The sequence below is a fragment of the Pseudomonas brassicae genome, from assembly GCF_010671725.1.
Lineage (GTDB): Bacteria > Pseudomonadota > Gammaproteobacteria > Pseudomonadales > Pseudomonadaceae > Aquipseudomonas > Aquipseudomonas brassicae.
The window spans coordinates 1-11,127 of the sequence record NZ_JAAHBU010000014.1 but is presented as its reverse complement, the minus strand read 5'-3'; the positions used below and the strand labels follow the sequence as shown (position 1 = coordinate 11,127).

6 protein-coding genes and 2 pseudogenes are annotated in these 11,127 nt (G+C 61.2%); all 8 read left to right on the top strand.

Annotated features, from left to right (window positions below; all coding sequences use genetic code 11):
* Positions 1-1,146 (top strand): annotated as a pseudogene (locus tag G3436_RS01635) (hypothetical protein); the annotation flags it as partial.
* Positions 1,147-1,193: 47 nt separating this feature from the next.
* Complete coding sequence (locus G3436_RS01630; protein WP_163940642.1) at positions 1,194-3,437, top strand: Ig-like domain-containing protein; 2,244 nt, start codon at positions 1,194-1,196, stop codon at positions 3,435-3,437.
* A 13-nt stretch (positions 3,438-3,450) separates the two neighbouring features.
* Positions 3,451-3,924 carry a curlin gene (locus G3436_RS01625; protein ID WP_163940640.1) on the top strand — a complete coding sequence of 158 codons (474 nt, stop codon included), beginning with the start codon at positions 3,451-3,453 and terminating at the stop codon, positions 3,922-3,924.
* Between the two features lie 22 nt (positions 3,925-3,946).
* Positions 3,947-5,391: pseudogene (locus G3436_RS01620) on the top strand (curlin).
* Positions 5,392-5,870: 479 nt separating this feature from the next.
* The gene (locus G3436_RS01615) at positions 5,871-7,211 is read left to right on the top strand and encodes an RHS repeat domain-containing protein (protein ID WP_163940638.1); all 1,341 of its coding nucleotides are present in this window, start codon (positions 5,871-5,873) and stop codon (positions 7,209-7,211) included.
* 34 nt (positions 7,212-7,245) lie between these two features.
* Entirely contained in the window at positions 7,246-9,543 is a 2,298-nt protein-coding gene (locus tag G3436_RS01610) for an RHS repeat protein (protein WP_338001185.1), read from the top strand.
* A gap of 23 nt (positions 9,544-9,566) precedes the next feature.
* Positions 9,567-10,463, top strand: coding sequence for an RHS repeat-associated core domain-containing protein (locus G3436_RS01605; RefSeq protein WP_163940636.1), 897 nt, complete (start codon positions 9,567-9,569; stop codon positions 10,461-10,463).
* On the top strand, positions 10,460-10,954 hold the full coding sequence (locus tag G3436_RS01600; protein WP_178116287.1) for a hypothetical protein: 495 nt from the start codon (positions 10,460-10,462) through the stop codon (positions 10,952-10,954). The genes G3436_RS01605 and G3436_RS01600 overlap by 4 nt, the downstream gene beginning before the upstream one ends.
* Positions 10,955-11,127: the final 173 nt, after the last annotated feature.

Here is an 11,127-nt window from a genome sequence, read left to right as displayed (position 1 = left end):
GCGCCTGCGCCCCGTCGTACATGTGCAGCCTGTGCCCACCCCCCGGCGTGTTCGATGATCGCCCAACCCATCGTGTTCCCGACCAACTTCCCCGACGAGGCGTTCTGGTTCACCGCCGATGCCGCGCTGGTGGATGCCGCCCGAGGCATCGACCTGAGCTACGGCAGTGCCATCGAAGCGGCGTTCGCCGCCGAAGAACCGGTCGAAGGCGACCAGGTCAGTTTTGCCCGGGTGCGCATTCGGGTCGATGTGCCGGTGGCCGGCACCTACATCATCACCCACCCCTACGGCGTCGAAGTGTTCGACGTGCCGGCTGCCGGCCGCCGGGCCATCAACATGACCCGCGACATCGGCATCGGCGCGCCGCAGACCTACACCGGCGCCCTGAAGGGCGACGTCGGCCCGTTCCTGCGCAGCGTCAACGGCCCCTACACCGAAACCAACCCGCTGACCGGTGCCAGCGAACGCTTCATCGGTGACCCCAACCTCACCGAAGCGGTCACCGGCAGCCCGTTCAACACCAACTTCGTGCGCATCGAGGGGCCCAATGGCATCGACCTGCGTACCCCGCTGTTCGCCATCTCCGGCAAGCTCTCCACGGTGGTACGCCCGACCCCGCTGATCGCGCTGCGCAGCACCTATTCGCGGCGCAGCGAAAACGGCAACCCGGTGGCCCAGCAGGACCTGTTCGTGCAGGCACCGCCGCCGCCGGCCAGCGTCACCCTGGCCAGCCAGAGCCCGGCCCTGGCCTTTGCCGAAAGCACCAGCACCGGCGCCTGGTACGCCCAGTCGGCACTCAACCCGAGCCTGCCCAGCCAACTGCTGGTGAGCGTCGACAACCAGTTGGCAATCCCCAGCAGCACCCCCACCACCGCGAGCCTGCCATTGACCGACCTGGTGAGCATTCAGCGCGCCGAGTACAGCCTGTCATCGGGGCAACTGACCCTGACCGCGTCGACCAGCGACGAAATCACCCCGCCGGTGCTCACCGCCACTACCGCCGAGGGCGCAGGTGTAGGCGCACTCAGCGGCGAAGGGCCGCTCAAGAGCCTGACCACCGGGCTGTCGCCGATTCCGCCGGCGCGGATCGTGGTGACCAGCAGCAACGGCGGCAGCGACAGCGAAGAAGTGGTGATCCTGCCATGAGCCCGACCACGCCACGTCCCGTAGCGACTGCGGTCGCAGGAGGCAGCATGAACAAATTGCCACGCCTGGCGCTGTGCGCAGCCGGGCTCACCTTTACCCTGAGCGGCGCCGCCTGGGCGGCACTGACCGAGGTCGACCCCGGCCCCTACACCCTCGCCACCGGGCGCTACCCCATGTGGTACAAGGACAGCACCGACCTGTCGCTGGAACTGTGCCAGTCGCGCGCGGCCAGCTCGCGGGTGCCGGCCTCTGTACCGCCAGCCTACATGTGCACCCTGCTGCCGGAGCCAGGTATCTACGATGACGCCCTGCCGCTGGTGTTCCCCGACAACTGGCCACCGGAGATGTTCTGGTACCTGGCCGAAACCGCGATCGCGCAGGTCGGCAACAGCGGCTTCGAACTGGACGCCTACGTCGCCGGCCTGGAAGCGGCCTTCGCTGCCGAAAACCCGGTCGATGGCGACCAGCAGAGCTTTGCACGCATCCGCATCCGGGTCTCGGTACCGGTCGCCGGCGTGTACACCATCACCCACCCCTACGGCGTCGAGACGGTCAACGTCACAGCCCCGGGGCGGCGTGCCATCAACATCACTCGCGATGTGGGGATCGGCGCACCGGGCAACTTCAGCGGCGCCCTCAATGGTGCCGTCGGCCCGTTCCTGCACAGCGTCAACGGCCCCTACAGCGAGATCAATCCGGATACCGGTGCCACCGAGACCTTCATTGGCGACCCCAACCTGACCGAAGCGGTCACCGGCAGCCCGTTCAATACCAACTTCGTGCGTATCGAGGGCCCAGGCGGCCGGGTGATCCAGACCAGCCTGTTTACCCTGTCGGGCAAGGTACTGGATGCGCGCACGCAAACTGCGGTGGAAATGCGCCGCGCCAGCTACCGCCGCACCTCGGCCGGCACCCGCGTCGAGGTGTTCGCCAAATCCGACCACAGCGCCAGCCTGTGCCTGCGCGAAACCCTGGCGCTGGTGCCGGGCACACCGGCCTCGCCCTGCCAGTACACCCTGCAATCGGACAACAACGGCCTGTTCTTCGCCGAGCACCTGATTAACACAGCACCACCAGCGGTGGTGGTGCTCACCGCCAGCAGCCCGGCCGGCAGCACCCGCCCCACGGCGATTTCGGGCAAGCTCAGCGATGTCGTCAAGATCCAGACCGCACGCTATGACTGGGGCAACAAGCGCCTGCTGATCGAGGCCCGCTCCAGTGACGAGGTGGTGGTGCCGGACCTGGTCGCACAAGGCTACGGGCGCCTGTCCAAGGCCGGCACCCTGCAAAGCCTGACCATCAACGATCTGGCGCAGCCACCGGCCACGGTCACGGTGAAATCCGCCGCCGGTGGCAGTGACACCGAGCCGGTGCTGGTGCTCGGCAGTGCGCCAAGCCAGGCCGACAACCAGGCGCCAGTGGCCGTGCCCGACAGCGCCAGCACCAGTGTTGGCGTGCCGCTGACCCTGAGCCTGCTAGGTAACGACAGCGATCCGGACGGTGACCTGCCACTGACCATCAGCGACCTCACCCAGCCGGCCACCGGCCAGGGCACCGTGGCTGCCAGCGGCGCCACCGCCGTGGTGTATACACCGCCGACAGTGGTCAACGCACCACTGGTGGCAACCTTCACCTACCGCGCAATGGACAAGAAAGGCCTGAAGTCGGCAGCGCCGGCCACGGTCACCGTCAACGTCGCGCCCAACCGCGCACCGACCGCCGTCAACGACAGCGTGGCCACCCTGGGCGTGCCATTGAGCATCAATGTGCTGGCCAACGACACCGACCCCGAAGGCAACCTGCCGCTGGCGGTGGCCAGTGTCACGCAGCCACCGGCCGGGCGCGGCACGGTCGCGATCAGCGGCACTCAGGTGACCTACACGCCACCCGCCACGGTTACCACCGCGTTCAGCACCAGCTTCGGCTACGTCGCCCGCGACGCGCTGGGGGCGCTGTCGAACACCGCCAGCGTCAGCGTGCAGGTATCGCCACGCCCACCAGCAGAAACCTTCGCGGTCACCGCAGCCACCGTGCAGGCGCGCTCCAACAACCGTTTCAACTGGGACATCAGCGGCACCTCCTCGGTGGTTACCGGCAACACCATCACCGTGCAGGTCACCACCACGGCAGGCCTGGTCACCCTGGGCACCACCACGGTACCGCTGACCGGCCGCTGGCGGTTGACGGTGAACAACAGCACCACCTTCATCCCACGCACCACTCCGGCGCCGAGCGCCACCATCCGCAGCAGCCAGGGCACGCTACGAACTGTCCCGGTGGTTGTGCAGTAACGGAGCAAAGCCCATGCGCCGCCTGGCCCCCCTGCTGTTCTGCCTGGCCCTTACCGGCCAGGCGGTGCAGGCCGATGACCTGATGGACAACGCCGACCTCGCCCCTGCCAGCGACCTGGGCGAACCCTTGCTGTTGCTGCCGGCCAGCGTACCGGCAGGCCAGCAGGCCATGATCGACCAGAACGGCACGGCCAACCGTGCCGCCATCGGCCAGGACGGCCAGGCGCTGCTGGGGCGCATCGTGCAGTCGGGCGGTGCGCAGGAGGCGTACATCCTGCAGCAAGGCAACGACCTGATGGCCGCGATCAGCCAGCAGGGCAACGGCAACAGCGCATCGATCATTCAGAGTGGCAGCAGCAACCGGGCCGAAATCGCCCAGATCGGCAACCGCAACAGCGCGACCATCCAGCAGGCAGGCACCGGGCTTTCCAGCTCGGTGGTGCAGGCCGGCAATGGTCTGCACGTGCAGGTCAACCAATACCGTTAGTCAATTGTCTGGAGGCATCACCATGTTCAAGCTCGCTCCCCTCAGCGCCGCCATTGTCCTGGGCCTGGCCGGCCAGGCCATGGCCGACGACAGCCTATCCACCCAGAGCCAGTTCGGCACCGAGAACATCGCCGAGGTCAAGCAGAGCGCTGCGCCCCTCAGCAGCACCAGCCAGAGCCAGTACGGGCTGGGCAACAACTCCGCGGCCCTGCAGGACAATGCCAGTGCCCAGATCCAGCAACTGCACCAGGGCGAGTACAACGCCGGCTACGCCGAACAGCTGTTCGAGAGTGCCAGCCGGATCAACCAGCAGGCCGTTGGCAGCTTCAACAACACCCATGCCAGCCAGTCGCTGGGCCAGTCCAACCAGGCCACCCAGGTGCAGGAAGGCAGCGCCAACTTCTCGTTTGTGTACCAGGACAGCCAGGTCGGCAGCCAGGGCACCACCCTGCAGTACGGCGACGGCAACGAGGCGAATGTCGAACAGCTGTTCGGCGGCGCCGGCAACAATGCCCTGATCATCCAGAGCGGCACGGCAACTTCAGTGCTGCCGAACACCAGGGCCACAACGACGGACAGATCGGCATCTACCAGGAAGGCGAAGGCAACTGGGCCTACGGCGACCAGACCGCTGGTGTTGGCGGCAGCATCAGCATCACCCAGAGCGGTGCCTACAACAGCACCGAGGTGTGGCAGGACACCCAGCTTGGTAGCCAGGCGAACATCCAGCAGTCTGGGCAGACCAACGAAGGCATCATCGACCAGAGCTTTGGTGAGTCCAACCTGGCCACGATCATCCAGGCGGGTGACCTCAACGCCATCTATGCCGACCAGTACGAGTCGCTGGGTTCGGTCGCCAGCCTGTACCAGACCGGCACTGGCAACGTGCACTTCACCTACCAGAGCGGCGAGAACCACGTGCTGACGGCCAGTTCCAGCGGCACCGGCAACAAGGTGCTGGCCAGCAACTGGAAGGGCGACAAGGCCGGTGGCCAGTTCGGTGTGAGCCAGCGCGCCGAGGTGCATCAGGTGGGGGCTGGCAACAGTGCCAACCTGACCCAGGATGGCGCGATGCAGTTGGCGCGGCTGAACCAGAACGGTGCCCGCAACACTGCCGAGCTGACCCAGGTCGACAGCAACAACGAGCTGTACTTCGAACAGAACGGCAGCGACAACCTGCTGATTGCCGACCAGCGTGGCACGGACAACTACGCCACCGGCAGCAGCAACGGCACGTCCAACAGCATCCAGTTGGAGCAGTCTGGCAGTGGCAACCAGAGCTACACCTGGCAACTGTATGGTGACAACAACTCGGCCAGCGTCAAGCAGGCAGATGGTGTCAACGTGGCGTATGTGACCCAGGGCGGGTCGGGCAACCAGGCGATGGTTGAGCAGAGTGGCGCGAACATGAGCGCGACTGTCCAGCAGTTTGGTACAGCCAACCAGGCGACTGTGCTGCAGCAATGAGCTTCCCCGCTTTGGCCGCGGCTGGCGATGGGCTGGTCGCGGTCTTTTTTGGGTGAATGTCTGGTTGCGGGAAGCCTGGGTGGCATAACCACACTCGGTGGTTGGTCACGCAAGGCTGCCAACGCCGGTCGGTCAGACCATGGTGTGTTGCCGCAAATCGCGGTGAGGCCGGTGTCTGCCCCCCAACCGAAAACCTTGTGCCTGGCGCTGCTGGCGATCCTCGGCTGTACCTACCTCGGCCAGCACCAAGTGCGCCAGGTCACGCTGAGCGACAACAGCCAACTGTGGCTTAAGCACAATGCCCCCTCAAATTTATGCGAATAATAGTCATCAGCATTTGATTGATGCGAGAGCACTCGATACCATCAAAAAGCCATCAACCGCAGACCCTTCCTCCAGCGCTATTATCCTTCAAGGACGAAGGGCAGTTACCGACTTGACACACTCAAGCCATAAATTGCTTAACAGGATTTTCCTCATTGAAAACAATGCTTACAGCTGCCGCTATTCGGTGTTGCCTGCCTATTTCTCTTAGCTTCTATTCGATTGTAACTGTCGCCGCCGAAATCCCTTCCCTTGATGAGTTGATGCCAAGCAAAGAACGCGTCCAACGGCAGATCACGGTAGACCGTGTCGACCCTCACTCAGGCAACCTGACGATCAAACACACCGACCTGTCGCTACCGGGTGCAGGCGGGCTGGATATATCCATCCATCGAGTGTACGACTTACATCGTCTTTCGGCTGGCCTGCAAGGCTCTTACAAACAAAGTTACGAATGGACAGCACTAGGACCTGGGTGGACTTTATCGGCAGCGCCGAAAATCTATCAACAGAACACGTATGCCATCAGCGATGTCGGGCCGTACTCCATGTACTATGCCAACCCGACACTGGATATGTGCAAAGGCACAAATCATAACGTCACACGATTTGCACCGTCATTGCGCCTGCGCCTCGCGGACGGCACCGACATGTCGCTCTATTCGGTCGCTGCCTCCCAGGCCAGAACCAAGAACAATTGGCGCCTGCAGTGCAAAGCCATGAACCTGACGCTGACATCACCCAACGGAATTACCTACGACATGGGTAATTACAACAGCGACAGAAGAATTGGGCTTTACAGCTTCAACGATGGCGGGTCGGCCTTCGATACCACGGTTTATCAGCAACCCGATTTGTCAGAAACTTATTTTCTGGCAAAAAAGGCCAGCGATGCCTATGGCAATTGGGTGACGTATACTTACACGCCCTATGGAAAACCATTCAAATGGACCATCCCAGGACCCTACGATGGTCCGTTGGTGTACGGCAAAGATGGCGCGTTGTACGAGGATCTCAGTGTTGTATTGTCGAAAATCACCGCCAGCGACGGTCGCACCGTCGACCTCGCGTATGACGCTGCGTCCGGGCGCCTGCTCACCGTCACCGACGACAGCCAGCGCACCGTACGCTATCAATACACCCCAGCAGACCGGTTGAATGCGAAGGTATTGAATCAGGTAACCGGCCCGACGGGAGAATCCTGGAAATACAAATACCAGCCTGGCGTATTTTCGCGTGAAGGGCTGGAGTTCATCATGACGCCATTGAATGATGCACGCGTCAGTGTACGAAAACTTATCGAGCTGGAGCAGCCTGACGGGGGCAAGATAAATTATCGCTACTCCTTCGTAAACAAGAAAATTATATTTACCGAAAGCGGCTCAAACTATAAGTCCCAGAGCGTACTTTACAAGCGCCACGAACAAATTAGAGAGCGTTCACTTTCCACGGGGGGGGCGCTGGACGTACACGTACACCCGGGGCGGAACAGGTAAATACGACACCACGTTGGAAACGGGACCAGAGGGGGTGACGAAGTATGAGTACATCGGCCCGGGTTACTCCATCGCGACGAGCATGCACAAAGGACAAATCACCTACAACAACACATTGTGGAGTGTCGGCAGCCTCGCCAAACGAACAGCCCCCGATGGCAGTTCAGAAACATTCAAGTGGCAACGACGCGAACTATCAGGGGCTAAGGAAAAGCTCTATGAACTTGGCATCGTCAGTGACAGCAAGATCTGGGCAGCCGACCTTCAAGAGTACGTGGCCGAACGCAACGGTACGTTGTACACCACTCAATATAGCAACTATGACGCCTTCGGAAACCCTGGCACGCGTACGGAAAGCGGGCCTAACGGCGGCAGCCGCGTCACGACACTGACCTACTTCAACGACCCCGTTAAATGGATTATCGGTCGACCGAAGGATGAAACCTCTCCAGCTCGCTCGGTCACCCGCACCCTGGACGCCAATGGCAAGGTTCTTTCGCTAACCCGTGACGGCGTGAGCACTCACTATACGTACGACAGCCAAGGCAACCTGGCCAGTCAGCTCATGCCCGGCAACCGTCTCTACACCTACAGCAACTACAAACGTGATATCGCACAGAACGAGACGCAACCTGAAGGCATCACACTCAGTCGTGAGGTGGACTCCGCCGGTAATATCATCACCCAGACCAACGGTGCAGCCCACACCACCCGGTACACATACGACGGGCTCAACAGGGTGACGTCGATAACGCCGCCTCTGGGCACAGCCACAACCATTGTGTACACCTCCAACCGCAAGACAGCCACCCAGGGTGGTCTGGTTGAAACGACCGAGTACGACCCATTCGGTCGTGTCACCCGTGTGACCCGGGGCGGCATCACTACACTCTACGAGTACGATGCGCTGGGGCGGCGAACCTTCGTGTCCCACCCTGATGCCAGTACCGGTACCCGCTATCGCTACGATGTGCTAGACCGCGTCACCCAGCAGAGCAACGCCGATGGCACGGTCCAGAACACAGTCTACGGGCCTGCCACAAAAACCATCACCGATGAGCGTGGCCAAACCACTACGTTCACCTACAGAGCCTACGGTGATCCAGAGCAACTCTACCTGATAGCGGTTGCTGCGCCCGACGCCAGCGCCAGCCTGGTCCTGACACGCGACAGCCGCGACCAGATCAGCACCGTGACCCAAGGTGGTTTTACCCGCAGTTATACTTACAGTAGCGCTGGCTACCTGGTATCGATCAGCAACCCGGAGACCGGCGTGACCCTCTACGGCCGCGACATCGCCGGCAACATGATCACCCGAACCGTTGGTGCGTCCGGCACCACACGTTACACCTATGATGGACAGAATCGCCTGCGTTCAACAGTTTACGCCGACAACACCCCAGCCATCAGCAACACCTATGACAAGACCGGCAAACTGCTCACCAGCGCGGCAGCCGGTGGCAACCGCAGTTTCGCCTACGATGCCGCTGGAAACCTGATCCAGGAAACACTCGCGCTCGACGGCAAGACCTTTACAGCAATGTACGCCTACAACGGCCTCAACCAGCTCAGCAGCATCACCTACCCACAGTCGGGTCGCGTAGTGCGCTACACGCCGGATGTACTGGGACGACCAACCACAGTCTCCGGTTTCATTGACGCTATCAGCTACTGGCCCTCGGGCCTGGTCCGACAACTTGCCTACGCCAACGGTACAGTAAGCAGCTACGGCCAGGACGCTCGCCTATGGCCAGCCCATTTCAGTACCCGCAATGCAGCCGGCGCCATGTACCTGGACAGCAGCTACACCTATGACGGCAGTGGCAATCTGGCGACGATTCGAGACACCACCGACAGCAGCTTCAACCGCACCCTGGGTTACGACGCAATCAACCGCCTGAGCACGGTCGCCGGGTTTTGGGGGGAAGGCCACATCACTTATAGCGGTGACGGCAATATCCTTCAGCAAACCCTCGGTCAATCCAGCCTGGCCTACCACTACGACTCACACAACCGCCTCAGTACCGTCAGCGGCCTGCGGGCCGGCACTTATGACTACGACGCCTATGGCAATGTGAGCAGTAGCACAGGCAACACTTACACCTACGACAGCGTGCCAAACCTTGTTTGCATCAACTGTGCAATCCCGCAGAGCAAGGTCGAGTACCGTTACGACGCCCTCAATCTACGAAGCAGCGTTACCACCGCTGGCGTCAAGGTTTACGAGATGCATGACTCCAAGGGCAAGCCATTGATAGAGCTGGAGGAAGGCCGTCTGACCGAATACATTTACCTGGGTGACAAACGCATCGCGCAGGAGGTCACCCCATGAACCCGCTTACAGGAGCGACATGCATGGAAGCGCTCAAACGGCTGGGCAAGAAGTTTGCCGCCATATTGCTTGTACTGACGATGACCCAAACAGCCATCGCCGGCACCACAACGTATTTCCACAACGATATATCGGGCAGCCCGCTGGCCGCCACGGACGCCGCTGGGAATTTGCTGTGGAAAGAAAACTACAAACCGTATGGCGAAAAACTGAGCCACTCACCCGCCAGCAACACTAACAAGATCGGTTTCCACGGCAAGACACATGAAGACAATACCGGCCTGTCGTACATGGGTGCCCGCTACTACGATCCGGTATTGGGCAGGTTCATGGGGGTCGACCCGGTCGGTTTTCAAGAAGACAACCTGCACAGCTTCAATCGCTATACCTACACCAACAATAACCCCTACAAATACATCGACCCCGACGGCAACTATGCGTTTCTGATCCAACCGCTCGCCTACCTTGCCTCTGCCATGGTGGCGGCCGTGACCGTAGATACGGTCATCAAAGGAGGGGGACAGAACGGCAGCACCGATTTCAACGCCAGTGGCATCGCCTATCCGGGTGCAAGTTCGAGCGCGGTGCCAACCTGGACCAGCGCTAACAATGAGAGTGCAGGCGATACGGCAGGCGCTGCCGGTGCCGACGTCGTAGACAGCCCGGACGGCCCCTTCAGTTGGACTCACAAGGACCGCTACACCACCAACCCGAAACTGCGTGATGAATGGAGCAAAAATACTGGCGATGCCTGGCCCAAAGACAGAGCCACGGGTAACAACCAGGACGTGTCACATGAGATACCCTTGGCAGATGGGGGGCCTGACCATGTAAGCAACATTCGCCCAAGGCCACGGGACGAACACGCTCAAAGACACAGGGATGCCAATGACTATTCACGCTGGGGGCGTCGCCAATGAAAAATGAACACTGTCCTGTCGATCTCGCAAAAGTCACCAGATTCGAACACTTCCCCACCGCCAATGAGGAGGAGAAGAGCGAACTCGCCGCTCGCCTGGCCGATGCCACCGAAGAACTAATGTTCTACAACTGGTGCGAGGATATAGAAGGCGTCTATGTGGGTTTGTTCTACCCCGGTATCGTCAGCGTATTCCTGATGTCTATCGATACACGCTTCGACGAAGTCGACCGCTGGGTCTGGGTCATCGTGGGCGATATGCCGCCGGCCTACATCACCTGCGACCACGCACCCAACCCAGCGTGCGCACTCGATGGCTACATCGGTGCAATGAAAGAGTGGGCAGAGGCCGCTTCACGTGGCGAATCAGTGGCTCAACTGATTCCGGTAAACGTGCCTGCCAGCCCTGAGGCAGGCGAAAACCTCATGCGCAGACTGGTTTTCCTGGAGGACAAGATCCTGTGTCGCCACAAGGACGACCTCGCCTGCTAGGGCAATTGTTCAGACAGCAATGATAGTGATAACCAAGGCTCCTTCTTGGTTATCAGCCGTTACAGCGTTCAGTGCATACCGACGTACCTGGCAGGCAATTGAACGCTGCGTGGCGGCTGCACGGCCGCACACTCCCCTTGTGAGCACCCAACCCCCGCCCGTTATCATGCGCC

Excerpts from the sequence above, each read along its gene's own strand:
- G3436_RS01630 (WP_163940642.1), top strand. The coding sequence starts at position 1,194 with ATGAACAAATTGCCACGCCTGGCGCTGTGCGCAGCCGGGCTCACCTTT.
- G3436_RS01625 (WP_163940640.1), top strand. The coding sequence starts at position 3,451 with ATGCGCCGCCTGGCCCCCCTGCTGTTCTGCCTGGCCCTTACCGGCCAG.
- G3436_RS01605 (WP_163940636.1), top strand. The coding sequence starts at position 9,567 with ATGGAAGCGCTCAAACGGCTGGGCAAGAAGTTTGCCGCCATATTGCTT.
- G3436_RS01600 (WP_178116287.1), top strand. The coding sequence starts at position 10,460 with ATGAAAAATGAACACTGTCCTGTCGATCTCGCAAAAGTCACCAGATTC.